Here is a 23,112-nt window from a genome sequence, read left to right on the forward strand (position 1 = left end):
AATCCGACAAGGCTTCACCAGAAAGCGATAAACCGATGAGTTCTCTTGCCCTGACCTCTTCATCCAATCTTGCTACGCGCGACGGCGCCAGCCTGCCGGCCCTCACCCCGGACGGCGGCCTCAATCGTTATCTGTCTGAAATCCGCAAATTCCCCATGCTGCCCAAGGACGAAGAGTTCATGCTGGCCAAGCGCTGGGCTGAACACCAGGACCCGAAGGCCGCGCACAAGCTGGTCACCTCGCACCTGCGCCTCGTCGCCAAGATTGCCATGGGTTATCGCGGCTATGGCCTGCCGGTCGGCGAAGTGATCTCCGAAGGCAATGTCGGCCTGATGCAGGCGGTCAAGAAATTCGATCCCGATCGTGGCTTCCGCCTCGCCACCTACGCCATGTGGTGGATCAAGGCGTCGATCCAGGAATACGTCCTGCGCTCGTGGTCGCTGGTCAAGATGGGCACCACCGCGGCTCAGAAGAAGCTGTTCTTCAACCTGCGCAAGGTGAAGTCGGAAATCTCGGCACTGGAAGAAGGCGACCTGCATCACGAGCACGTCGAACAGATCGCTACCAAGCTGGGCGTATCGGAAACCGACGTCATCAACATGAACCGCCGCATGTCCTCGGCCGATTCGTCGCTGAACGCGCCCTTGCGCGCTTCAGAAGGCGATTCGGAGTGGCAGGACTGGCTGGTCGATGACAAGCAGCAGTCACAGGAAACCGTTCTGGCCGACAATCAGGAATACGGTCAGCGCATGGACCTGCTCCAGGCCGCCATGGGCGAACTGAACGAGCGCGAAAAGGAAATCCTGACCGAGCGCCGTCTGAAGGATTCGCCCACCACGCTGGAAGATCTGGCCGAGCGCTTTGGCGTTTCGCGCGAACGCGTCCGCCAGATCGAGGTGCGCGCCTTTGAAAAACTGCAGAAGGCCATGGTCGCGGCCTCTATCGCCGCAACGCCGGTTTCGGCTTAAGTCTGCTTGCCTTTTGAACGCTAAAAGCCGGTCCGCAAGGGCCGGTTTTTTATTGCCCCCGCACAAATATATTGCCGGTCAGGCGTCCGATCAGCGGGTCTTCGCTAAACACCATGTCCTCCGGAATAATACCGGAATGCAAGAGATTGCCCTGATAGATGATCAGGCGATCAGCCACGCCTTCTATGAAGCCGGTCCGCTCAAAAAAGGATGTGGAGCCCGACATATAGCCATGTGTGGCTTGTTCCGTCTCGCTTTGCCGTATCGCACTGTAAGCGTCACGATTGCCCTCGGTAACCTGCTCGATACCCGTGGCGCGATGACGGTAAAAGGCGGTTCCTGATCCGGGCGTGTCGCTCAGATAATGCAGAACCGCCAGATAGCCGGGATGTGTTTGATCGAAATGCGGCGCCTTCTGTCCGGACAGCAGGCTTTCCGGCGCCGTCGTCACCATGGAAAAGCTGGCTTCCTGAAGCGAGAACCCTTTGAATCCAAACACCTCACCGATAAAGGGCACGCAAGCCTCAACCGTGCGTGCGACATAGCCAAAGCCGGCAGGGTCCGACGGCAGCAAAAGACGGCGCAGGCCCGGATAGCGCGTGGTGCGCTCGGCTGGAAACGGCGCCAGAGACTTGCCCAGGGCACGTATCTCCTGCAAGGCGCCCGAAAAATCATCGAGAATCAGGATGGGAGCCTGGGACTGGCCAAAGGTTAGAACTTGAGATTTCATGGACGATCAGGCTGGAGATGGGAATGACAGCCAGACTACGTCATTTCGCCGACAAAGAAACGCTATAAAGCGCGATATGTCAGGCAGCCTTACCAGCGCCAGGCGCATCTTCAATCTTGAACAATTTGGCCAGCACCGCCACCGGCGCTTTCAGCATCTCCCCGGTCATGGCGGAGGACTTGTAGGCCTGGAAGATTTCGGCCACGGCGCCTTTAAATTCTGGATGGGGGATCGCTTTACAGGCCGGCACCAGAACTTCGAGCTGGGCGGTGATGGCGCGCTTGGCCTGTTTGCGATCCGTATCGAATTGCTGGCTGGCGGCCCGCAGGATGCGCACGCTCTGCTCAATCCGCTTCATGCCGTCCGACATGGTCTCTGGTGCGCGCGTGCTGGGGCCGGAGCCCGAATTGAAGCGCCGGCGATCAGGGCCGACATACATCACCGCTTCGATCCACGGCGGCGACTTGGTGACGACGTGTTCCAGGCGCTTGAGCAGATCGCCCGAGGCGAACGGCTTCTTCATGACCTCATCACTGCCGCAATCGCGCGCTTCTTTCAGCGTTTCCGGCAGTTCATTCGGCGCCATCATGATGACGGGAATCTTGCGGCATGGCAGGTCGGAGCGACGCAGGGCGGTTATAAATTTGGCGCCTTCGAGCTTGGCGCCCTTGAGATCGCAGAAGATAATCTGGGGGTCGAAGGTTTCGCACAACACCTCGGCGCGCCGGTCATCGTGTTCGACCTGCACCTTTTCGACGCCCAGAACGCGCAGCATATCCATCAGGATGCGCGCATAGGCAGGATTGCTTTCAAGCACCAGCACCCGCTTAAGATGCGGCTTCAGTTTGGCGGCCAGTTTGGGATCGAGCGAGAACAAGGATGACTCACGACAGGAATGATTATCATGAGCGTACACCCTATTGGTAAAAATAGATTTTACTGTGCAGCGCAAAACGCGACAAAAAATAAGGCGCCGATCGCTCGGCGCCTTTTTGGGTCTTTTGTGGCCTGTTAGTCCTGAAACGGATCGCGCATCAGGATGGTGTCCTCGCGTTCCGGCGAGGTCGACAACAGCGCCACCGGCGCGCCGATCAGTTCTTCGATGCGGCGGACATATTTGACGGCGTTACCCGGAAGGTCTTTCCACGAACGCGCGCCTTGCGTGCTCCCGCTCCAGCCTTCGATCTCCTCATAGACCGGCTCGATGCCCTGCTGGTCCTTGAAGCTGGCCGGCAGATAGTCGAGCACCCGGTCACCGACCTTGTAGCCGACACAGACCTTGATGGTTTCGATGCCGTCGAGGATATCGAGCTTGGTCAGGGCGATACCGTCGATGCCATTGATGGCGATCGACTGGCGTGCCAGAACCGCATCCAGCCAGCCGACGCGACGGGCGCGACCGGTAACCGTGCCGAATTCGTGACCGCGCGTGGCAATGCCCTGGCCGATCTCGTCGAACAGTTCGGTGGGGAACGGGCCGGAACCAACGCGGGTGGTGTAGGCTTTCAGGATGCCGAGAACATAGCCGACCGACTTCGGGCCCATGCCGGAACCGGCAGCGGCCTGGCCGGCCACGGTGTTGGACGAGGTGACGAACGGATAGGTGCCATGGTCGATATCGAGCAGAGCGCCTTGCGCGCCTTCAAACAGGATGCGCTTGCCTGCTTGCTTGGCCTTATCGAGCACGTACCAGACCGGCTGGGCGAACGGCAGGAGGCGCGGCGCGATGTCCTTCAGCTTCTGGGTCAGGGCAGCCACATCAACCGGCTCGAGGCCTAGGCCCGAACGCAGGGCGTTGTGGTGCGCCAGCAGGCGGTCGATTTTCGATTCCAGCGCGTCGAGATCAGCCAGATCGGCGACACGGATGGCGCGACGGCCCACCTTGTCTTCGTAGGCCGGACCAATGCCGCGGCCGGTGGTGCCGATCTTGCCGGCGCCGGCGGCGGCTTCGCGTGCGATATCGAGTTCGGAGTGGATCGGCAAAATCAGGCAGGCGTTATCGGCCAGCACCAGAAGTTCAGGCGTGATCTTGAGGCCCAGCGCTTCGACACGGCCGATTTCATCGAACAGCGCCCACGGATCAATGACCACGCCATTGCCGACGATAGAGAGCTTGCCCTGAACGACGCCGGACGGCAGCAGGGAGAGCTTGTAGACCTTGCCATCCACGACGAGCGTGTGACCGGCATTGTGACCGCCCTGAAAACGCACGACGACATCGGCACGGTTGGAGAGCCAGTCGACAAGCTTGCCCTTGCCTTCGTCGCCCCATTGAGCGCCAATTACGGTTACGTTTGCCAAGATGATTGCTCCGGTCACAGAATATTGCAGCGCAGGCCTTAGCCATGCGCGTGTTAGCCGGTGGCACCCTATAGAGGATGAATCAGCGCTTGTAACCCTCTAATTTGGGTAATGAACACGCTGCCGGATTGACAAGTGTTTCAAACTTTTCCTTCCCCGTTTACTGGGAAGGAAAGATGAAACTACGCTACGCCACTTCCAGTGCGGCCAGCGCCTCGGCATAGGCCCATTCCAGCCACGGCAGCAGCGAATCGATATCGTCCGCATCGACTGTGCAACCGCACCAGATGCGTAGGCCCGGAGGGGCGGCGCGATAGCCGGTGACATCAAAGGCCACGCCCTCGATCTCCAGCAGCGAGCCGATCTTCGCCGCCAGCTTCGCCTGCACCTCGGCCGGTTGCGCCTGCACAGCCGGATCAACGAACTTAAGGCAAAGCGAGGTGGTCGAGCGCTGATCTTCGACCTCGGCGACGAAATCGATCCACGGCGTCGCTTCGACCCATTCGCGCAAGGTATTGAAGTTGCGGTTGCAGCGATTGATCAGACCTTCGAGCCCGCCCTCAAGCGAAGCCCAGCGCAGGGCGTCGAGATAGTCCTCGATCACCAGGAACGAATAGGTGTTGATGGCGTCGCCACCGATAATCTTCATATCCGCTATTTGAGTGTTATTTGGCCCCTTAGCCTTAAGGCGCAGCACCTTGGGGATCGGACGGCCGGAGTCCCAGGTATTCAGGCGATCAATAGCCTTAGGCGACAACACCAGCACGCCAAAGCCCGCCTCACCGCCCAGCGCCTTCTGGAAGGAGAAGGTGACGACGTCGAGTTTTTGCCACGGCAGTTCCATGCAGAAGGCCGCCGAGGTGGCGTCGCACAGCACCAGCCCCCTATGGCCATCGAGGAAGTCTGAATTGGGCACGCACACGCCGGACGTGGTGCCATTCCACGGGAAGACCAGATCGGCCTGCGGGTCAATCTGGCTCAGGTCCGGCAACTGGCCATACGGCGCTGACAGCACTTCACAATCGAGCTTGAGATGGTTGACCGCATCATCGGCCCACAACTGTCCAAAGCTTTCAAAGGCCAGAAGCTGCGCCTTGCGCTCACCGAGCAGGTTCCACATGGCGGCCTCGAAGGCGCCGGTATCCGACGCCGGCATGACCAGCACATGATAGTCCGCCGGGATTTGCAGGATCGAGCGTGTCAGATCAATCGCTTGGTTGAGCCGCGCCACCGTCACCTTGGAGCGGTTCGAACGCCCGACCGGCGCCCCCGTCAGGGCAGATACGCTCCAGCCCGGACGCTTCGAGGTCGGTCCGGATGAAAACCACGGACGTTCCGGGGCACGAGCGGGCTTGTTGGCGGAAAAAGTCGACATATTAGCCCCCAAAGGTACGGCACAATTCTTGTGCGCTCTTTGCGCTTCTGGCCTTGCGAGGGCAAGCCTTTTTTACCGATCCTCCCTTAACAATCGGCGTGATCAAACAAAATCGCATTTTATGATGCGCGCTCATAGTGTTTTGCGGTCGCCGGTTATCTATCCGACTGATTTATAAGGAAAACAGTCCGCCAAGATGAACCGAATATGAACCGCGCCGTTCAGGTAAGGCTCAGGCGCCGCATGTTTATATAGGTCCAACGCTAAGGCATAGCGTGAGACACATTTAACGGAGAAAGACGATGAAAAAGACCCTGATGACCCTGGCTGCCATTGCCGCCACCCTGACCACCGTCGCCGCCCCGGCGATCGCCACAGCCGCCCCGCGTCACGCCACGGTCATTGTGGTTGACGATCGCGGCCGCGGTCCGGCCCGCGACCATTTCGGCGCTTCCGCCGAACTCAACAACCGCATCGATCGCCTGGACAGCCGCATCGACCAGGGCCGCCGCACCGGCGCGCTCAGCGCCCGCGAAGGCCGCCGCCTCGATAGCGAACTGCGCAACATCATCGCTTTGAAACGCGGTTATGAGCGTTCGGGTCGCGGCCTGAACCGTGACGAGGTGGCCTCGCTCGATAACCGCCTGGATCGCCTGCAAGGTCAGATCCGCTTCGAGAAGCGCGACGGCGATAACCGTCGCTGGTAACGGCTGAGGCTGACGGTCGCCTTGAAGACCGTTCGTCTCCTATCCCTTAAGGCGCAGGACTCAGGTTCTGCGCCTTTTGTGCGGGTGAAATAGGCACGCATCCTGGTGAATATAAATAATTTTTTATTTTTCCGCCTTTGGGCTGTAACAGTGTCGCAACAATCCGGCTGTCCGCAAAGCCTTACCCGGCAAGCCTCCGCAACGCCGTTCGGTGTAATCGGGCCAAAAGCCGGCGCTCAGCTAAACGCCACCTGAACCCCGCCGTTCAGCTCAGGCTCAGCCGCGGGGGCCTAGATTGGGTCCATCGCTGATCAACAGCGAGACACATCACAAAGGATCACCGCTATGACTACCGCATCGAAAACCACCAAGACCCTGTTGGCCACCCTCATCATGAGCGCCGGCCTGACCTCCATGAGCATGGCCGCTCATGCCGCCCCGACGCACCCGCCGATACACGCTAGTTCGCAAGCCGAGCGCCAGGACATGCGCCAATCCACCGATCTCAATGACCGTATCACCAGCCTGCGCAGCGATCTCAACCAGGGCCAGCGCTCCGGCCGCATCAGCCGCAAGGAAGCGGCGCGCCTGACCGGCAGGCTAGATAACATCACCACCTTGAAGCGCAGCTATGAGCGTTCTGGTCGTGGTCTGACCCACAACGAGATCCGCACGCTCAATGCGAAGCTCGACACCCTGTCAGGCCAGATCCGCACGCAGAAGCTGGATCATAATCGCCACTAAGCTAGGATTATCCTCCCCTGTAGCGCAGCGCACGGCAACTTCGTTGTGAGGAAGGTGGCGGACTTGTCCCGCCGGAGGGGGCGCTCCCGTAATCTGTAAGAGCCCCCCTCCGTCACGGACTGCGCCGTGACACCTCCCCCGCTTCGCAGGGGAGGATAAAGGAACTCACAGCAACCAGTTATGGCGCAGGGGGCCATGGCCTTCGCCCAACCCCGGCGCCATCAGGATCGCACCCCCGACATAGTCACGCGCCAGCCCGACCGTTTCCTGAAGCGGCCGGGCTGCCCGCGTCAGGGCCGCGCACGCACTGGCAAGCGTGCAGCCGGTGCCATGGGTATGCTTCGTATCAATGCGTTCAGACGTGAAGCGATGCTCCCCTTCGGCGGTGAAGAGGAAATCGACGACTTCCGGCCCCTCCAAATGTCCGCCCTTAATCAGCACGTTCTTCGCGCCCATCCCGAGCAATGCCGCGCCGGCCTTGCGCACATCGTCTTCGTTTTCGATCCTGAGCCCGGTCAGGGCCATGGCTTCGGGCGTATTGGGGGTCAGCAGATCGGCCAGCGGCAGCATCAGCGCCTTCATGGCGTCGACCGCGCGGTCCTTCATCAGGGCGTGGCCCCCCTTGGCCACCATCACCGGATCGACCACGGTAAAGATGTGTGCGCTTTCCAGCACCAGCGACACCGCCTCCATCACCTCGATATCGGCCAGCATCCCTGTCTTGATAGCGTCGGCGCCGATATCATCGAGACAGGCCATGGCCTGCGCCGTGATAAAATCGGGCGGCACCGCCATGACATCGGAGACGCCAAGCGTATTTTGCACGGTCAGGGCGGTGATCGCGGTCATGGCGTAGCCGCCCAGGCAGGTGACCGTCTTGATATCGGCCTGGATGCCCGCCCCGCCGCTGGGGTCGGAACCGGCAATAATAAGAACGCGGTGCATAAGAACTCCGGGGCTTGGGTTTACGCGACTTAAATCACCGGACACTTGTCCTTGATGGCCAAATCGGCGCATTGTGCTCCCCACCAAATTCAAATAGGAGGTGTCCATGCCCCTGACAACCTCGTTTTACAAAAGCGCCATCGCGCGCGGCACCTATCGCCACTACAAGAACAAGCTCTATCAGGTCTTCGGCACCGTCACCCACTCGGAAAGCGAAGAGATCATGGTGCTGTATGCGCCTCTCGATCAGCCGGCCGGAGAGGCCCGCCTGTGGGTCAGGCCGCTGGATATGTTCACAGAAACGGTCGGGACGCCGGAGGGCACCGTGCCGCGTTTTGCCCTTATCGAAGCGGATGCCGAATCGTGAGCGACGCCGACCGCTGGATAGAGCTTGAGCCTGAGGCCTTCGCCGAGCGCGATCATCCGATCCTGAAAGCGATGCGTGGCACGCTGATTCTGGTGCGGCTCAATCAGATCGACGCCAATGACGAGATGATGAGTTTTGAAATCCTGGCCGGGCAACTGATCCGCGCCAACCGCTCGGAAGGCTTCGTGCTGTCGCTGGTGGGCAAGAAATCCGGCGAACTGCTGTTCCTGCCGCTGGTTCCGGCGGCCTTCAACCTGCAACCACCTGGGCAATACAGACTGACCTGCGGCACGGTCATTGAGGATCCGTTGTTTCTGGGCGCCTTTGATATCTATGCGGCGGCGCACTGATGACGATTCCCTGGGCCGACATGCTGCGCGATCCGTTCCTGCTGATCACCGGCGGGCTGTTCATCGCCATCGCCGTCTTTATGCTGGTTCAGAAAATGCGCCAGAAGCCTTAAACCTGTAGACCACGTTCATAACCGGGCTTGACTGCCCTATCGGCTTTGAAGCCGCCATGCAGGCGGCGTTTCCGAAGGCCCAGATGAACTATGGCGACCGTTTCTGGCCCGTTGTACGTGGCTTGGGTTTGGCAGCTAAGGAGCGGTGCCATTTCACTCTGAAATGATCTAAGAACGAGACTGGGGGAGAATTAAATGACTGAACATTTTCAAGCCATTGGCTACAAGCTCAAACTTGAGAACTACAATGGGTTCTTCAAAGCATGGCTTAAGAAAAATTATGTCACCAAATTCAAGCTGCTTATAGTCCTTGCATATGCTGCTTTTCTAGCAGCCATCCCGTGGACCAACAGGGGATGGGCGCATTTCGATATTGCCAGCATAATCACCTGTATATTGTTCTCAGCCCTTCTTGTTTTCGTGATTATACCCTTGGTCACCTATCTTTTGACCGTCGCTCAATATTTCAGTGGCGGAACTTCAAAAAAAGAAAACTCCATAGAAATTTCTTCTGCCGGCGTTGTTAAATCATCTGATACGACCCGGATTGAACTCAAATGGACTGCAATACACGACGTGATCGAGACACAAAAAACCATCCTCCTGTTCACGAACTGAAAGTGTGCGCTGATTATTCCCAAGCAAGCCTTTACATCTAAAGAAGAGGTTACAGCCTTTACAACGGCTGCCAGGAACTACTGGGCCCAGAACAAAACCTAAATAAAATTCCTGCATTTCCGCCTTGCGTCTCAGCCCACCTTACTGTATCAGCACGATAACACGCTACTACAGTGATACAGATGACGATTGACACCAAAATCAGCCATACGGATTCCGATGCCCTTGCCGAAGCGTTGCTTGGTATGGAGTCGATCGAAGAGGTGAAAGCCTTCCTCGATGACCTGTGCACGCCTTCGGAACTGCGGGCCTTCGCCGAACGTTTCAAGGTGGCGCGCCTGCTCGATGAAGGCCAGTTGTCGTATCGCGAAATTTCCGAGCGCACCGGCGCCAGCACCACCACCGTCACCCGCGTGGCGCGTTTCTTACGGGAAATGCCGCATCAGGGTTACCGGCGGGTGCTGGACAAGATGAAGACTGAAAAGAAGTAAGAAACCCCACCACCAACGCGCAAGCGCGCGTCGGTCCCCCTCCCCGGCAAGCGGGGAGGTATAGACACAAGAGTACGTTATGACTGAACCACGCTTACGCATCGCTGTTCAAAAATCCGGCCGTCTGGCGGATCGCTCCGGCGAGCTGATCTCCGGCGCGGGCCTGCGCATCATCAAGGGCGCCAACGAACTGCTGTATCGCATCGAAAACCAGCCGATCGACCTACTGCGCGTGCGTGACGACGACATCCCCACCTTCGTGGCCGATGGCGTCGCCGAACTGGGTATAGTCGGTTACAATGTGCTGGCCGAGCACTTCCCGGACCGCGATCTGGAAAGCATGATCGTCCAGCGCCTTGGCTTTGGTTCCTGCACGCTGAAAGTGGCCGTTCCGAACGATGTCGATTACACCGGCCCGCAGTGGCTGGAAGGCAAGCGTATCGCTACGTCCTACCCAAATATCCTAGGCAAGTGGCTGAAGGACCATGGCGTCACGGCGGAAATCGTCGAGATGCGCGGTGCGGTCGAGGTGGCCCCCCGCATGAAGATCGCCCACGCCATCTGCGATCTGGTCTCCACCGGCGCGACCCTCGAAGCCAACGGCATGAAGGCGACCGACCTGGTGCTGAAATCCGAGGCCGTGCTGATCAAGGCGCCTCATGCCCCCGCGCCCGAACTGGCCCACACCTATGACATGCTGCTGCGTCGCTTTGACGGCGTGACGGCCTCCACCGGCGCCAAGTACGTCATGATGAACGCGCCGCGCGTCCATCTTGATGAGATCATCAGGATGATCCCCGGCGCCGACGCCCCGACGATCATGCAACTGGCTGGCCGAGAAGACACGGTCGCCGTCCATGCGGTCTGTCAGGAAAACGTGTTCTGGGAGACGCTCGACAAGCTGAAAGCGGCGGGCGCCTCGGCGATCCTGGTGCTGCCGATTGAAAAGATGATGAAATAGGAGAGTTTCCCCCTTCCGTCATTTGCTCCGCAAATGCCACCTTCCCCGTAAACGGGGCAGGAAAATTCGGTTCTTATCCCGCCCCGTTTACGGGGAGGGGGGACCGCGAAGCGGTGGGAGGGGGAAGTCGTAGTGACAATGAAGACCTTTGTTTGGAAAAATCTCAGCGCGGCGGAACGGAAGGCGGCTTTGGCGCGTCCGGAAAACCGCCGCGATCCGCGCGTGGCCGAGACCGTGCGCACGATCTTTGATGACGTGGAAACCCGCGGTTTTGCCGCGCTCATCGACTGGTCGGTCAAGCTCGATGGCCACGCCCCGCGCTATGTGAAGCTTGGCCAAGACACGGTCGATGCCGCCCGCGCACAACTGGCGCCCGAAGACCTGGCCGCTATGGAACTGGCGGTCGACAACGTCCGCGCTTTCCAGCAAGCCGAGCTGCCGGCCGATGGCCCGCTGATCGCGCCGAAGCCCGGCCTCAGTCTGCAGCGCGTCTATCGCCCGATCACCACCGCCGGCCTCTATGTGCCCGGTGGCACCGCGCCCCTGTTCTCGACCCTGATCATGACCGCCGTGCCCGCACTGGTGGCAGGTGTCCCTAACCGCGTCTGCGTTATGCCGCCGGCGCGCGATGGCTCGATCGCGCCCATGATGATCGCCACGGCCGCCGCGTCCGGACTGGAATCCATGTGGCTCGTCGGCGGCGCGCATGCCATAGCCGGTCTGGCGCTCGGCGCTTTTGACGGCATCCCCGCCGCCGACAAGCTGTTTGGTCCGGGCAACAAGTATGTCGCCGAAGCCAAGCGTCTGGCCACCGAGCGCGTCTCCGGTCTGGCCATCGACATGCCCGCCGGTCCTTCGGAACTGCTGGTCATCGCCGACGATACCGCCAACGTGAAACTGGTCGCCGCCGACCTGCTCAGTCAGGCCGAACACGATGCCGACGCTCAGGTCATCCTCGTGGCGCTCTCCGCGGACATTGCCGCCAAAATCGCCGCGGAAGTCGAGGTTCAGGTGTCGCACCTGCCGCGTGAAACCATCGCGCGCGCCTCGCTCGAACAGGCCCGGCTGTTCATAGTGGCCTCCATCGCAGAGGCCGCCGAGGTCTCCAATCTCTATGGCCCGGAACACCTGGCCATCCAGATCGCCGATGTCGACGTCCTCATCCCGCAACTGACCGCCGCCGGCACCATTTTCGCCGGCGCCTATGCTGCGGAAACCTTCGGGGATTATGCCGCCGGCCCAAGCCACGTCCTGCCGACCGATGGCGCGGCCCGTGCCTGGGATGGCATCACCGTCCGCTCGTTCCTGACCAGCTTTGTCGTGCAGAAGGCGACCCGCGAAGGCGCTGCCGCCATCGCCCCCGCCGCGGCCCGCCTCGCCCGCCTCGAAGGCCTCGAAGCCCACGCGCTTGCGGCTGATTTTCGATTGGAAGTTTAAGATGTTTAACTCCCCCTTCTCTTCCCTGAATGCGTCCGGCGCGGGTCTCGAATCCCTGCCGCCATCGCTGGAGCCCCTGCGCGAGCGCATGGCCGATTATTACGGCGTGGAATCGCACCAGTTGCAGGTGACACGCGGCGCCTCGCACGCCATGGAGATACTCATGCGCCGCCTGCGCGTTCATGGCCATGAGTTCGTCTGGGCCGGGCCTGACCACTATCTCGAAGATCTGTGCAGCGTCTATAATCTCAGCATCCGCAAGCCGCCGGAAAATGCGCCCTTCACCAAGGGCGGCGGCTTCTGCCTGGTTCACAATCCACGCCAGACCGATGGCAAGGCATGGGACCTTATCGCCGCCCGCACGCTTGCGGTCGATCTCTTCCCGACGATCCTGGTCATCGATGAGAGCTATTTCGACGCCTGCACGGCGGACTCCATGGTCGAACTGGCGATCAACGAGCCCAACGTGGTGGTATTGAAAAGCCTGTCCTACCTCTTCGGCATGGCCGGTGCGCGCGTCGGTGCGCTGATCGCCAACACCAAGACCCTGCAAGGCCTGCTGAAATTCTGCGAACCGCACCCTCTGCCCACGCCCTCGGTGCGCGCCGCTGAGGCCGCCCTGTCGCCGTCGCGCGCCCTGACCGTGCAAGGCCGCGTCGATATGATCCGCACCGAACAGGCGCGCGTGCGCGAGGCCTTGTCGCGTTCAAAGCACCTGGAGAGCTTCGATCTCAACGACGGCCCCTTCATGCTGCTGCGCCCCAAGGCCCTGCTGCAAACCCAGACCGCGCTCAAGCGCTTGGGCCTGGCGCCGCAGGTCACGCCGACCGGCCTGTTACTTGCGCTCGGCGATATCGCCACCAATAACCGCATCCTGAAGGCGCTCGATGTCGCGCCGGCCGACAAGGCCCCGCGCGTCGGTGAAATCCTGCGTGACACCAAGGAAACCAAGATCTCGGTGCAGGTCAATCTCGACCAGCCCAAGCCGGTCAAGGTCCACACCGGTGTCGGCTTCTTCGATCACATGCTCGATCAGGTGGCCACGCACGGCGGCTTCTCTCTGCAACTGGCCTGCGAGGGTGATCTGGAGATCGACGCCCACCACACGGTCGAGGACTGTATGCTGGCCTTCGGTCAGGCGCTGAAGATCGCGCTTGGCGATCGCGTCGGCATGGCGCGCTTCGGCTTTGTGCTGCCGATGGACGAGACCGAGGCGAAGGTCTCTATCGATCTCGGCGGCCGTCCGTTCTGCGTCTTCAAGGGCGAATTCCAGTCCACGCACATCGGCGATTACCAGACCGAGATGACAGCGCACGCCTTCCGCTCACTGTCGGAAACGCTCGGCGCCTCGATCCATGTCGAGGTCAGTGGCGGTAATGATCACCACAAGACGGAAGCATGCTTCAAAGCGCTCGGCCGCGCCCTGCGTCAGGCCACGCGCGTCGAAGGCGACGCCCTGCCCTCGACCAAGGGAATGCTCGCCTGACCAGGGTCACGGACCCTGGACCCATTAGTTATTGGATTATAAAATGACCGGAAACGGTGCTGAAATTATTGTCGTCGAAATCGGATGTGCCAATACCGCTTCCGTCCTGTTCGCACTGGAACGGCTGGGTGCCAAAGCGCGCCTCAGCTCCGATCCGGCGGAAATCGCGGCCGCGACCAAGGTAGTGTTGCCCGGCGTCGGCGCAGCGGGTTTCGCCATGTCGCGTATACGTGAGTTGGGGCTCTATGACACCATTCGCGGATTGAAAGTGCCGCTGCTCGGTGTCTGTCTCGGCCAGCAACTGCTGTTTGAAGGGTCAGAAGAAGGCGATGTCGAATGCCTGGGCCTGATCCCCGGCCGGGTCACGAAAATGACCGCTTCTCAGGATTTGGTGGTGCCGCATATGGGCTGGAACCAGCTTGAGGTCATCGAGACCGATCCGTTGAACGCCGGTGTAAACGATGGCGACTACGCCTACTTCGTTCACAGTTTTGTCTGTCCGGTCAATGAGTTTACGCTCACAACCAGCACCTACGGCGCCCCGTTCGCCGCCATGGTGCGCAAGGGTAATGTGTTCGGCTGCCAGTTCCACCCGGAGCGCTCCTCGGCCACCGGCGCCAGGATTTTAGAGAATTTTCTGCGAGTAAGCCTGTGATCCTTTACCCCGCCATCGACCTGATCAACGGCGAATGCGTCCGCCTGGCGCAGGGGCGCTTCGACGCCGTGACCAAATACGATTCCGATCCTTTCAAGCGCCTCAACCTGTTCAATGAAGAGTTTGCCCAATGGGTGCATATCGTTGACCTCGATGGCGCCAAGGCCGGTTCGCCTCAGCAGCACGAACTGATCGGCCGTCTGGCCAGGGCGTCACGCGCCAAGATCCAGAGCGGCGGCGGGGTGCGCTCCCGCGAACACGTCCAGACCCTGCTTGATGCCGGCGTCTCGGCGGTCGTGGTCGGCTCGGCGGCGGTAAAGAACCCCGAAGAGGTGCGCGGCTGGCTGCGTGATTTCGGTAAGGACCGCATCACCCTGGCGCTGGATGTGCTGCCGACAGCCGATGGTGATTTCGACGCCGCCCTGCATGGCTGGGTCGAAGGCTCAGGTATCTCGCTGTGGGATGTGCTCGACTATTATCCCTTCGGCGTGGCGCAGCGCATTCTGGTTACCGACGTGTCGCGCGACGGCATGCTGATGGGCCCGAACATGGACTTGATGAAGGCCCTGCGCAAAAAGCGTCCCGACCTCGAAATTCAGGCGTCCGGTGGCGTGAAATCGGTCGAAGACCTGTATGATCTCAAGGCGCTGGGCGTACATGGCGCGATCGTTGGCAAGGCGATTTACGAAGGTCTCATAGACCTGAAAGCAGCGCTTAATGTCGGATAAGCTTCGCTTCCCGCCCTTAAGGCCATCCTTTTCTTATCGCGCTTTTGAGTCCAAAAAGTGCGTTACACTTTTTGGAAAGCGCTCGTAATGTTGGCTAAAAGTACACTGGCACGCCGCATCATCCCCTGTCTCGACGTCAAGGACGGCAAGGTCGTCAAGGGCGTGCAGTTTGTCGGCCACGAAATTCTCGGTGACGCCGTCGATATGGCCCTGCGCTACCGTGATGAAGGCGCGGACGAACTGGTGCTTTATGACATCACGGCCTCCAGCGAAGGCCGCACGGTCGATTACAACTGGGTGTCGCAGATCGCCCGCGCACTCGACATTCCGTTCTGCGTGGCCGGCGGCATCCGCAGTGCTGAGCAGGCCGTGAAATGTCTGAACAGCGGTGCCGACAAGGTGTCGATCAATTCCCCGGCGCTGGAACGTCCTGACCTGATCAATGAACTGGCCGAGATGGCCGGATCACAATGCGTGGTGGTCGGGATCGACAGCCGCGAAACCGATGGCGACTATTACGTCCACCAGTATTCCGGTGATCCGGACAAGATCCGCACGGTGGGGCGTCGCACGCTCGACTGGGTGGTCGAGGCCAAACAGCGTGGCGCCGGCGAGATCGTGCTCAACTGCATGAACCAGGACGGCGTGCGCAAGGGCTATGATATCAAGCAGTTGCGTCTGGTGCGCGACCTGATCGACATTCCTCTGGTGGCATCCGGTGGCGCTGGTGCGCCGGAGCATTTTGAAGACGTGTTCAATCAGGCCGACGTGTCCGGTGCGCTGGCCGCCAGCGTGTTTCATAAGAAAATCATTGCCATTCCGGATTTGAAGCGTGATCTTCGCGCCGCTGGAATTGTGGTACGACTGTAAGCAAGACACTCCACCACCACGCCGCATGTGCGGCGTGGTTCCCCTCCCCATCAGAGATGAGGAGGTATAAGAGAATGAACATGCCCGAAGCTCACAAACTGCCGAACGCCCTGACCATCAAGGATATCGACCAGATCGATTTCGCCAAGGAAGGCGGACTGGTGCCCGCTGTCGTGCAGCACGCCGACACGCTCCAGGTGCTGATGCTCGGCTATATGAACGCCGAAGCGCTGAAAGCCACCCTGCAAGGCGGCCTCGTCACCTTCTGGTCGCGCTCGAAAAACCGCCTGTGGAGGAAGGGCGAGACCTCCGGCGACACGCTGGAGCTCGACCACATCCTGACCGATTGCGACGAGGACGCCCTGCTGGTCTATGCCCGCCCCAAAGGCCCGACCTGCCACACCAAGACAACCTCCTGCTTTGGCACCGAGACCGCGCCCGGTATCGGCTTCATGGGCCATCTGGCGCATGTGGTGAAGGATCGCGCCAAGGCGCCGCCCGCCGATAGCTATACCGCCCGCCTGATGCAGAAGGGCATCGCCAAGATCGCCCAGAAGGTTGGCGAGGAAGGTCTGGAGACGGCCCTGGCCGGTCGCGCCGGTGATCTCGACGAACTGCACAACGAAGCCGCCGACCTGCTCTATCACCTCGAAGTGCTGTTGATGGCGCGCGACACCAGGCTGGAAAACGTGCTCGAAACCTTACGCGAACGCCACCGCGGCTAGGATTTACAGGCGCCCGTTTTTGTGATGACATGGCTCTCAAACGGGGGATGCGGCGTGATGGCCCAACATAGGTATCTTGTCGGCGCCAACGCCCTTTTTTCGCCGTCCGGGCGGATCAACCGGCTGCAATTCGCGCTCAATTTCTGGATGTTCCAGATCATCTATCTGCTGATACTGCTCGGCGTCGACATGCTGCCCGACGCTGTGAGCGACGAACTGATGTCAAAGCTCGACCAGCCGGTTACCTGGCTGACCATGGTGCTAACCGTGCTGCTTTACTACGCCATGTTCTGCCTGATGGCGATGCGCTTGCATGACATAGGCCTGACCGCCTGGCTGGCGCTCGTCCTCTTCGCCGGTATCGCCCCCAATCTGATCGGCGTGTTCGGCGGTCCGGCTTTGGCCGCCAACGAAGACCTGATGATCAACCTTTCCAATCTCTCCACGCTCGGCAATCTGGCGGTGCTGATCGCCGGCCTTCTGCTGACCTTCTGGCCAGGCATGGCCGGGGCCAATCCTTATGGTCAAAGCCCGAACGAAATCACTTTGCCGAGTTGCGAAATTTCTGATCGTTAAGCCTGTGGTTTTGGAAAAAGAAGCCCCAGACAAACGCTTTACAGCCTACCCGCGGCGGCTTAGGCTTGGGGTCTACGGATGGAGCTTTGAATGATCGGTTTTCTCTTTTCCCCGACCGGCCGCATAAGCTGCACGCAGTTTTTCAGCGCCATCGCGCTTGTCATGCTGACCATGCTCCTGATCGGCTTCGGCCTCGGCACCTTGCCGGCGCTCGATGCGTCCCTGATCCTGAGCGCCCTGTGGATCGTGCTGACCTGGCCGCTGGCCTGCGCCCTGATAAAGCGGCTGCATGATACCGGCCGCTCAGCCACATGGCTCTGGCTGTTGGCCCCGCAGGTCGCCATGGCGATTGCGTCGCTGGCCGTCGGCGGCTTCATGCCGGGTTTTGTTCTGTGGATCATGAATATCCTGGGCATCCTCAGCAATACCCTTTGCTGGGGCCTGATCCTGTTCCTTGCGGTCCGCACCGGTGACGTCGGCGATAATGCCTATGGTGCCGATCCGCATGACCAGCGTGGCGCAATTGCCGCAAATCTGCAATAATCTGCAACCGCACACATAAATTACTCGCATGTGGATTGCCACGGGGCGCGGTTCGGATCATGGTTACCGCCTTCATTCGCCGCTTCTGAGGTCCGATCCTGTGTCGTCTTTTTTTGACATGCTCACAGCCCTGATCGCCCTGATCATTTCGGCGGCCTTCCTGCATTTTGGCGGCGGCGAAAAGACGACCGCCCCCGACCCGGCGTCAGCCAGCCCGTCACAGCAGGAAACAGTGATGCCGTCGGATAATCACGCGGCCTCAAAGAATGACGACCAAAGGTCGTGAATCTAGCCTCGTCCGACAAAAAGCTTTGCTAAAAGCGTAAGTTGGCGATAACTTTCTCCTTCAGGGAGAAACCTGCTCAAATCTTAAATGCTGACATGCGATGGAGGATGCGCAAGCGACCGCACCGCATGGAAAGCTCGCAGCCGGAGACGTCCGGCTTCAGGATCACTTGGATGAAATCACGCCGCCCCCCGCTCAATCTGACCGAGCCGAAACTGAAATCGGCCGAAGCCCGCCTCAATGCCGCGGATGGCCTGTCAGACGATGCGGCGACATCAGACATGGAGATTGCTGCCCGCATCGCCGGGGAAACCTTGCGCGCACGCGATATCCTTGATGCGCCTCTGGATGCGCCGGATATCCGCCCTGAGCCAAGGCTGGAAGCGCAGCCGGGTTACCACTATAAGCCGCGTCCGGGTCCGTCCTTCCCTGAAGCGTCCCCCATTCATGAAACGCCACCTGAGAGCCAGATCATTCCACCGCCCGAAATCACACCACCCGTAACGACCGCGCCCGAGGAAAAGCCTGCTGAGACAAAACGTGACCTCAGCACGCTCAAGGTCAAACCCGAAGGCATCATGAAGATCACCGGCATGTCCGGCGCGCTGTTCTGGAGTCTCACCCTCTTTGTCAGCCTCCTGTGGGCGTGCGGTCTGACCGCCTTCGCCTTCGGGGCGCAGAGCAATCTCAGCGCCATGCTCTACGCACCATTCCGCATCGTGGTTCTGGCCTTCCTGGCGCTTTTCCCGGCGGGTCTGATCTTCGCCTCGGCCTTCGCCTTGCGTAACGCCGCCGCCCTGTCGCGTCAGGCCAGCCGTACCGCCGCCCTGGCCGATGCCTTGCTGGCGCCGGCCGCCGCCGCCGCGCACCAGACCGGCGATCTGGTCGATGCGCTGCGCGGTCAGGTCGATCACGCCGTCCGCGCCGTGCGACTTGCCCATGCCGATATTTCCGATCTCAGCACCAAGCTGAAACTCGAAACCGAACGCCTGCAGGACGCAGCCCAGATCGCCCGCGCCGCCACCCAGTCGGTGACGCGCTCGCTCGAATACGAACGTGAGGCCCTGGGTGCGCTCAGTGACTCGCTCGGCACGCAGGCCAACGGCATTATCGAAGCCGTCGACCGCCAGGCCCGCATGGTGGCCGACGCCTCCGACCTGGCTCAGACCCAACTGTGCGAAGCCGAGGCCAGCCTGGCGTCCAGCGCCGGCACCATGATGACCGCCGTCGCCGATGTCTCCGATGCCGCCCGCTCCGCCAGTGAAGATCTTGACCGTCAGGCCGTGCGGCTTGAAACCGCCGGCGCCGGCGTCGTCGATCAGATCCAAACGGTCGAGGAAGGGCTGGCGCAGCAGCGCGCCGGTCTTGTCTCCGCCGCCCTGTCCTTGCGCGCCGATCAGGACGATTTCGCCGTCCACATCGAAAACCAGCGCGCGCAACTCACCGAAGCCCTGTCGATCACCCGGCTCGCCACGGTCGATCTCGGCGAAACCTCGGCGCGCGGCATCGATGTGCTGCGCGATATCGTGGTGTCGGCGCAGGAGCATTTCCGCGCCGTCAATGGCGCCGCCGAGAACGAACGCACCGCCTTCGAGACACGCATCCACGGCACCTTGTCCAACATCTCGGTCATGGCCGCCGATGCGCGTGACGATCTGGTCGATGAAACCCGCCGTGCGCTCGAGCAGCTCAATATCGCCGCCGCCGAAGCCAAGCGCGCTGCCGATCAGGCCGCGCAGGCTGCGCAAGGCCGTGTCGACCGCCTCAACGAAACCATCTTCGAGGCCAGCAAGAAGGCCGATGAAGTGTTCGATGCCCGCTTCTCCGTTGCGCGCCGGCTGATCGAGGAATCCTCCGACCTGATCAGCGAAGCCGGTGACCAGACAGCGCAAAAAATCGACAACAGCTTCGCCCATACGCGCCAGACCCTGGCCGAGATGAACAGCGCGCTCATCGAACTCTCCAGTGGCGCCGATCAGTTGCCGAGCCTCGCCCAGGCGCGCATTGCCGAAATCCGCCAGAGCGTGGAAGACGGTATCAACGCCATGATGGCCGCCGCGCAAAAAGCCGCGCAGGAAACCGAGGCGGTCGACGCCGCCTTCCAGGAGCGCGTGAAGCGCAATTACGATATGCTGACCGAGGCCGTGCGCCTGATGGGCGTGATCGCCAACGACCTGCCGCCACCGCCGGTCGCAGTGGCACCGGCCACGACAGCACCTGCACCACGCGCCGAAACCCCCGCACCTCAGCCGGCGCCGCAACCCGCACCCGCCAGACCCGCCGCACCGCCCCTGCGCCTGCGTCTGACGCCGCAGACTTCGCCGCTTAACAATGGCGCCGAAACGCGCCCCTCGCCCGGCCCCCAATCAGCCCCCCAGCCCGCCCCGAAGCCTGTGGCCATGCCCGCCCCACCGTCGGTCGCCAAGCCATCGCCGGCGCGCGCCAACGCCAACACTCATGACGGCTGGTCATGGCGGGAGCTGCTGAACGGCATGGAGGGCCGTGAACCCGCCCCTGCGCCCGCTACCTCCGCGGCGCCGGCGACCGGTGCTCAGCCGCCGCTCGATCCGGAGTTCGACAGCCTCGATGATCTGATGATCGCCGAGGTCAACGCCATGGGGGTCGATGCCGCCTCGCTGCTCAGCCGTGCCCGCATCGAGGAAACCATCGGCGCGATCATCGCCGAGGACAATGAAGGTGCGCGCATGGTGGTCCGCCGCGTGGCGCCCGCCGCCATCCGAAGACTGAGCCGGCGGTTGCTGTCCGATGCGCAATTGCGTCAGCAGGCCAATGATTTCGCCACCTTCTACGACCAGCAGATCAATATGGCACTGATGTCGAAGGACGTCAGCAAGGCGCTGAATGAGGTGCTGTCGAACGATTCCGGCCGCGCCTATCTGTTGCTCGATGCCGCCATCAGTGACCTGATCTGATGCGCCTTATCATCCGCGACGAAACCTTCCCGATTGCCGGGCGCTTCACCATTGCCCGCGGGTCGAAAACCGAGGCGCGGGTGATCTATGTCGAGCTGGAAGACCAGGGCCATATCGGCCGCGGCGAGTCCGTGCCCTATGCGCGCTATGGTGAAAGCATCGGGCAATCCCTGGCCGATCTCGAACGCGCGCGTCACCAGATCGAAGGCGGCATCGGTTTCTCCGACCTGCACGATGTGCTGCCGGCCGGTGCGGCACGCAATGCGGTCGATTGTGCCCTGTGGGATCTGAACGCCAAGCTGACCGGCATCCCGGCCTGGCAGACGGCAGGCCTGAAACGCCTCGATCCGTTGAAAACGGCCTATACGCTCAGCCTCGATACGCCCGAAGCCATGGGGGCACAGGCCTCCGTCAATGGCCGTCGTCCGGTGTTGAAGCTGAAGATCGGCGGCCCGAACGATCTCGATCGTGTCGAGGCCGTGCGCAACAAGGCGCCGCACGCGCGCCTCATCGTCGATGGCAATGAAGGCCTGTCGTTCGAGGACCTGCAACGCATGGCGCCCGAAATGAAGAAGCTCGATGTCAAGCTGATCGAACAGCCGCTCAAGGTTTCCGAAGACGAGCAACTGCTCGGCTATGACAGCCCGGTGCCTTTGTGCGCCGACGAAAGCCTGCATACCCGCATGGAACTCGACCGCTGCTCGCGGCTTTATACCTATGTCAATATCAAGCTCGACAAGGCCGGCGGCCTGACCGAAGCCCTGGCGCTCAAGGCCGAGGCGAAAGAGGCCGGACTTGGCATCATGGTGGGCTGTATGGTGGCGACGTCGCTTTCCATGGCCCCGGCGATGATCGTGGCGCAGGGCGCGGATTTCGTCGATCTCGACGGGCCTTTATTATTAGCCCGAGATCGTGAACATGGTTTGGAGATCACCGGCTCGATCCTGCATCCGGCCAGGCCGGAGCTTTGGGGCTAAACGCTTGCCGCCATCAGCCGCTCGCGCTGGCTGTAAAGCCTTAGCCCGCAAAGCAATCCGACCAGAGCCACAACCGCCATCACGCCATAGCCGCGCCCAGCCAGCAGCGTATAGATGCCGCCCGACGCCAGGGTGCCGATGCCCATCATGACGCCATTGGCATAGGCGGCATTGACCGTCTGGCCAAGGCTCTGATAGCCCTTTGGCGTCAGGCGATGCACAAGTTCCAATCCGGCCAGAAAGGTGACCGCGAACGAAAAGGCGTGCAGACACTGCAGCGGATACAGCAGCCATAGCGGCGGCAAAAACGCCATGATGCTCCACCGCAGCACCGAGAAGACGCCGGCAATCACCAGCATGCGCCATGGCCCCACCTGACGGTGCAAACCTTCGCCGAAGGCCATGAAAGCCACCTCCGCCACCACGCCGATCGCCCACAAATAGCCGCAGGTGTCCGAGGACAGGCCGCGCTCTTTCCAGATGATCGTCGAAAAAGCGTAGTAGAAGCTGTGCGAGGCCTGCAGGCAGCCGACCGCCAGCAACAGCCAGACATAGCCCTCATCACGCATCAGCACTTTCAACCGGGCCAGGCCGCCTTCGCGCTGCGTGTCCGGCGCGATGTCAGGCCGCGTATGCTGCCCCAGAAGAAAGCGTGCGCACAGACCGCACATAAGCGCCGCCACGACAATCCAGATCAGGATGGCATCGCTCGGCGCCACCAGCAGCAGAAAACCGATGGTGATGTTGGCAACGATGAACGACGCCGAGCCCACCGCGCGCGGAATGGCTTAGGTGAACTCTTCCTTCATCGAGAGCTGCATGGTCATGGAATCGATCAGCGGCGCGATGCTGGTCATGCAACTGAAGGCCAGCGCGAACAGGCCAAGATAGATCGGGAAACGCGCCGTCGGAAACAGATCGCCCAGGCTCATCAGCGCATAGAAACAGCCGCCGCAGAGCGCCAGTCCGATGATCGGCGTGCGATAAAGCCGAAAGTTATCCGCCCACAAACCGCTGACAGGGCCGCTAAAGGCGCGCAGCAGCAGAGGCAGGGCCAGGATAGCGCCGATCTGGCCGGCGCTCATACCGTGGACTTTCAACCACAACGGCATAAAGGGCAAGGAGGCCCCCGTGCCGGCGAACAGAAGGCCATAGAATACGGCCTGGCGACGAAGGGTTGTGAGCGGGAAAGGGGTTGTGACAGCGGGCATTTTACGTCTTAGTAA

At 61.0% G+C, this 23,112-nt stretch carries 24 protein-coding genes and 1 pseudogene; 19 read left to right on the forward strand and 6 right to left on the reverse strand.

Going from position 1 to position 23,112, the window contains the following annotated elements; all coding sequences use genetic code 11:
- Nucleotides 1-35 precede the first annotated feature (35 nt).
- Nucleotides 36-968 carry an RNA polymerase sigma factor RpoH gene (rpoH, locus tag B060_RS0106155; RefSeq protein WP_081606807.1) on the forward strand — a complete coding sequence of 311 codons (933 nt, stop codon included), beginning with the start codon at nucleotides 36-38 and terminating at the stop codon, nucleotides 966-968.
- Between the two features lie 49 nt (nucleotides 969-1,017).
- On the opposite strand, the gene B060_RS0106160 is transcribed toward rpoH, so the two are convergent.
- The 4 genes from B060_RS0106160 to B060_RS0106175 all read right to left on the reverse strand — a co-directional run bounded on the left by B060_RS0106160 (nucleotide 1,018) and on the right by B060_RS0106175 (nucleotide 5,374).
- Complete coding sequence (locus B060_RS0106160) at nucleotides 1,018-1,698, reverse strand: DUF6445 family protein (RefSeq protein WP_018080892.1); 681 nt, start codon at nucleotides 1,696-1,698, stop codon at nucleotides 1,018-1,020.
- Nucleotides 1,699-1,777: 79 nt separating this feature from the next.
- A complete protein-coding gene (locus B060_RS23935) occupies nucleotides 1,778-2,575 on the reverse strand; it encodes a response regulator (protein ID WP_018080893.1) in 798 nt (265 codons plus the stop codon).
- 134 nt (nucleotides 2,576-2,709) lie between these two features.
- Nucleotides 2,710-3,999, reverse strand: coding sequence for an adenylosuccinate synthase (locus B060_RS0106170; protein ID WP_026172646.1), 1,290 nt, complete (start codon nucleotides 3,997-3,999; stop codon nucleotides 2,710-2,712).
- Nucleotides 4,000-4,186: 187 nt separating this feature from the next.
- Nucleotides 4,187-5,374 (reverse strand): phosphoserine transaminase, encoded by a 1,188-nt coding sequence (locus B060_RS0106175; RefSeq protein ID WP_018080895.1) that lies wholly within the window; start codon nucleotides 5,372-5,374, stop codon nucleotides 4,187-4,189.
- 302 nt (nucleotides 5,375-5,676) lie between these two features.
- On the opposite strand from B060_RS0106175, the gene B060_RS0106180 reads away from it, so the two are divergent.
- Nucleotides 5,677-6,081 (forward strand): hypothetical protein, encoded by a 405-nt coding sequence (locus tag B060_RS0106180; protein ID WP_018080896.1) that lies wholly within the window; start codon nucleotides 5,677-5,679, stop codon nucleotides 6,079-6,081.
- 345 nt (nucleotides 6,082-6,426) lie between these two features.
- Nucleotides 6,427-6,825 (forward strand): hypothetical protein, encoded by a 399-nt coding sequence (locus tag B060_RS26005; protein ID WP_018080897.1) that lies wholly within the window; start codon nucleotides 6,427-6,429, stop codon nucleotides 6,823-6,825.
- A gap of 165 nt (nucleotides 6,826-6,990) precedes the next feature.
- Here the strand turns inward: B060_RS26005 and thiD are convergent, their stop codons facing one another.
- Entirely contained in the window at nucleotides 6,991-7,770 is a 780-nt protein-coding gene (thiD, locus tag B060_RS0106190; protein ID WP_018080898.1) for a bifunctional hydroxymethylpyrimidine kinase/phosphomethylpyrimidine kinase, read from the reverse strand.
- Between the two features lie 106 nt (nucleotides 7,771-7,876).
- Between thiD and B060_RS0106195 the strand changes: the two genes are divergently transcribed.
- The 16 genes from B060_RS0106195 (at nucleotide 7,877) to dgcA (ending at nucleotide 21,886) form a co-directional block, all read left to right on the forward strand.
- On the forward strand, nucleotides 7,877-8,137 hold the full coding sequence (locus tag B060_RS0106195; protein ID WP_018080899.1) for a DUF1653 domain-containing protein: 261 nt from the start codon (nucleotides 7,877-7,879) through the stop codon (nucleotides 8,135-8,137).
- Nucleotides 8,134-8,487: a hypothetical protein gene (locus B060_RS0106200; RefSeq protein ID WP_018080900.1), complete on the forward strand. Its 354-nt coding sequence runs from the start codon at nucleotides 8,134-8,136 to the stop codon at nucleotides 8,485-8,487. Before B060_RS0106195 ends, B060_RS0106200 begins: the two co-directional genes overlap by 4 nt.
- Nucleotides 8,488-8,795: 308 nt before the next feature.
- On the forward strand, nucleotides 8,796-9,218 hold the full coding sequence (locus B060_RS0106210) for a hypothetical protein (RefSeq protein WP_018080902.1): 423 nt from the start codon (nucleotides 8,796-8,798) through the stop codon (nucleotides 9,216-9,218).
- A gap of 182 nt (nucleotides 9,219-9,400) precedes the next feature.
- Nucleotides 9,401-9,709 (forward strand): YerC/YecD family TrpR-related protein, encoded by a 309-nt coding sequence (locus B060_RS0106215; protein WP_018080903.1) that lies wholly within the window; start codon nucleotides 9,401-9,403, stop codon nucleotides 9,707-9,709.
- Nucleotides 9,710-9,788: 79 nt separating this feature from the next.
- The gene (gene hisG, locus B060_RS0106220; protein ID WP_018080904.1) at nucleotides 9,789-10,670 is read left to right on the forward strand and encodes an ATP phosphoribosyltransferase; all 882 of its coding nucleotides are present in this window, start codon (nucleotides 9,789-9,791) and stop codon (nucleotides 10,668-10,670) included.
- Nucleotides 10,671-10,808: 138 nt separating this feature from the next.
- On the forward strand, nucleotides 10,809-12,107 hold the full coding sequence (gene hisD / locus B060_RS0106225) for a histidinol dehydrogenase (RefSeq protein WP_018080905.1): 1,299 nt from the start codon (nucleotides 10,809-10,811) through the stop codon (nucleotides 12,105-12,107).
- Between the two features lies 1 nt (nucleotide 12,108).
- A complete protein-coding gene (hisB, locus tag B060_RS0106230; protein WP_018080906.1) occupies nucleotides 12,109-13,593 on the forward strand; it encodes an imidazoleglycerol-phosphate dehydratase HisB in 1,485 nt (494 codons plus the stop codon).
- A gap of 43 nt (nucleotides 13,594-13,636) precedes the next feature.
- Complete coding sequence (gene hisH, locus B060_RS0106235; RefSeq protein ID WP_018080907.1) at nucleotides 13,637-14,248, forward strand: imidazole glycerol phosphate synthase subunit HisH; 612 nt, start codon at nucleotides 13,637-13,639, stop codon at nucleotides 14,246-14,248.
- The gene (hisA, locus tag B060_RS0106240) at nucleotides 14,245-14,976 is read left to right on the forward strand and encodes a 1-(5-phosphoribosyl)-5-[(5-phosphoribosylamino)methylideneamino]imidazole-4-carboxamide isomerase (RefSeq protein ID WP_018080908.1); all 732 of its coding nucleotides are present in this window, start codon (nucleotides 14,245-14,247) and stop codon (nucleotides 14,974-14,976) included. The genes hisH and hisA overlap by 4 nt, the downstream gene beginning before the upstream one ends.
- Nucleotides 14,977-15,063: 87 nt before the next feature.
- Nucleotides 15,064-15,846, forward strand: a complete 783-nt coding sequence (gene hisF, locus B060_RS0106245) for an imidazole glycerol phosphate synthase subunit HisF (RefSeq protein WP_018080909.1) — start codon at nucleotides 15,064-15,066, stop codon at nucleotides 15,844-15,846.
- Nucleotides 15,847-15,926: 80 nt separating this feature from the next.
- Nucleotides 15,927-16,571 (forward strand): bifunctional phosphoribosyl-AMP cyclohydrolase/phosphoribosyl-ATP diphosphatase HisIE, encoded by a 645-nt coding sequence (gene hisIE / locus B060_RS0106250; protein ID WP_026172649.1) that lies wholly within the window; start codon nucleotides 15,927-15,929, stop codon nucleotides 16,569-16,571.
- A 57-nt stretch (nucleotides 16,572-16,628) separates the two neighbouring features.
- A complete protein-coding gene (locus tag B060_RS0106255; RefSeq protein ID WP_018080911.1) occupies nucleotides 16,629-17,147 on the forward strand; it encodes a DUF805 domain-containing protein in 519 nt (172 codons plus the stop codon).
- A 90-nt stretch (nucleotides 17,148-17,237) separates the two neighbouring features.
- Nucleotides 17,238-17,690: a DUF805 domain-containing protein gene (locus B060_RS0106260; RefSeq protein WP_018080912.1), complete on the forward strand. Its 453-nt coding sequence runs from the start codon at nucleotides 17,238-17,240 to the stop codon at nucleotides 17,688-17,690.
- Between the two features lie 100 nt (nucleotides 17,691-17,790).
- On the forward strand, nucleotides 17,791-17,976 hold the full coding sequence (locus B060_RS0106265) for a hypothetical protein (RefSeq protein ID WP_155847905.1): 186 nt from the start codon (nucleotides 17,791-17,793) through the stop codon (nucleotides 17,974-17,976).
- Nucleotides 17,977-18,149: 173 nt separating this feature from the next.
- The gene (locus B060_RS0106270; RefSeq protein WP_018080914.1) at nucleotides 18,150-20,909 is read left to right on the forward strand and encodes a hypothetical protein; all 2,760 of its coding nucleotides are present in this window, start codon (nucleotides 18,150-18,152) and stop codon (nucleotides 20,907-20,909) included.
- Nucleotides 20,909-21,886, forward strand: a complete 978-nt coding sequence (dgcA, locus tag B060_RS0106275) for an N-acetyl-D-Glu racemase DgcA (protein WP_018080915.1) — start codon at nucleotides 20,909-20,911, stop codon at nucleotides 21,884-21,886. Before B060_RS0106270 ends, dgcA begins: the two co-directional genes overlap by 1 nt.
- Here the strand turns inward: dgcA and B060_RS28305 are convergent.
- Nucleotides 21,883-23,097: pseudogene (locus B060_RS28305) on the reverse strand (MFS transporter). The gene dgcA and the pseudogene B060_RS28305 sit on opposite strands and share 4 nt — an antisense overlap.
- Nucleotides 23,098-23,112 lie beyond the last annotated feature (15 nt).

Origin of the sequence: Asticcacaulis benevestitus DSM 16100 = ATCC BAA-896, assembly GCF_000376105.1 — a bacterium.
Lineage (GTDB): Bacteria > Pseudomonadota > Alphaproteobacteria > Caulobacterales > Caulobacteraceae > Asticcacaulis > Asticcacaulis benevestitus.

Bases quoted from the DNA above. Each gene is read 5' to 3' on its own strand.
- rpoH (WP_081606807.1), top strand. From the start codon at position 36: ATGAGTTCTCTTGCCCTGACCTCTTCATCCAATCTTGCTACGCGCGAC.
- B060_RS0106160 (WP_018080892.1), bottom strand. From the start codon at position 1,698: ATGAAATCTCAAGTTCTAACCTTTGGCCAGTCCCAGGCTCCCATCCTG.
- B060_RS0106175 (WP_018080895.1), bottom strand. From the start codon at position 5,374: ATGTCGACTTTTTCCGCCAACAAGCCCGCTCGTGCCCCGGAACGTCCG.
- B060_RS0106180 (WP_018080896.1), top strand. From the start codon at position 5,677: ATGAAAAAGACCCTGATGACCCTGGCTGCCATTGCCGCCACCCTGACC.
- B060_RS26005 (WP_018080897.1), top strand. From the start codon at position 6,427: ATGACTACCGCATCGAAAACCACCAAGACCCTGTTGGCCACCCTCATC.
- thiD (WP_018080898.1), bottom strand. From the start codon at position 7,770: ATGCACCGCGTTCTTATTATTGCCGGTTCCGACCCCAGCGGCGGGGCG.
- B060_RS0106195 (WP_018080899.1), top strand. From the start codon at position 7,877: ATGCCCCTGACAACCTCGTTTTACAAAAGCGCCATCGCGCGCGGCACC.
- B060_RS0106210 (WP_018080902.1), top strand. From the start codon at position 8,796: ATGACTGAACATTTTCAAGCCATTGGCTACAAGCTCAAACTTGAGAAC.
- B060_RS0106215 (WP_018080903.1), top strand. From the start codon at position 9,401: ATGACGATTGACACCAAAATCAGCCATACGGATTCCGATGCCCTTGCC.
- hisG (WP_018080904.1), top strand. From the start codon at position 9,789: ATGACTGAACCACGCTTACGCATCGCTGTTCAAAAATCCGGCCGTCTG.
- hisD (WP_018080905.1), top strand. From the start codon at position 10,809: ATGAAGACCTTTGTTTGGAAAAATCTCAGCGCGGCGGAACGGAAGGCG.
- hisB (WP_018080906.1), top strand. From the start codon at position 12,109: ATGTTTAACTCCCCCTTCTCTTCCCTGAATGCGTCCGGCGCGGGTCTC.
- hisH (WP_018080907.1), top strand. From the start codon at position 13,637: ATGACCGGAAACGGTGCTGAAATTATTGTCGTCGAAATCGGATGTGCC.
- hisF (WP_018080909.1), top strand. From the start codon at position 15,064: ATGTTGGCTAAAAGTACACTGGCACGCCGCATCATCCCCTGTCTCGAC.
- hisIE (WP_026172649.1), top strand. From the start codon at position 15,927: ATGCCCGAAGCTCACAAACTGCCGAACGCCCTGACCATCAAGGATATC.
- B060_RS0106255 (WP_018080911.1), top strand. From the start codon at position 16,629: ATGGCCCAACATAGGTATCTTGTCGGCGCCAACGCCCTTTTTTCGCCG.
- B060_RS0106260 (WP_018080912.1), top strand. From the start codon at position 17,238: ATGATCGGTTTTCTCTTTTCCCCGACCGGCCGCATAAGCTGCACGCAG.
- B060_RS0106270 (WP_018080914.1), top strand. From the start codon at position 18,150: ATGAAATCACGCCGCCCCCCGCTCAATCTGACCGAGCCGAAACTGAAA.
- dgcA (WP_018080915.1), top strand. From the start codon at position 20,909: ATGCGCCTTATCATCCGCGACGAAACCTTCCCGATTGCCGGGCGCTTC.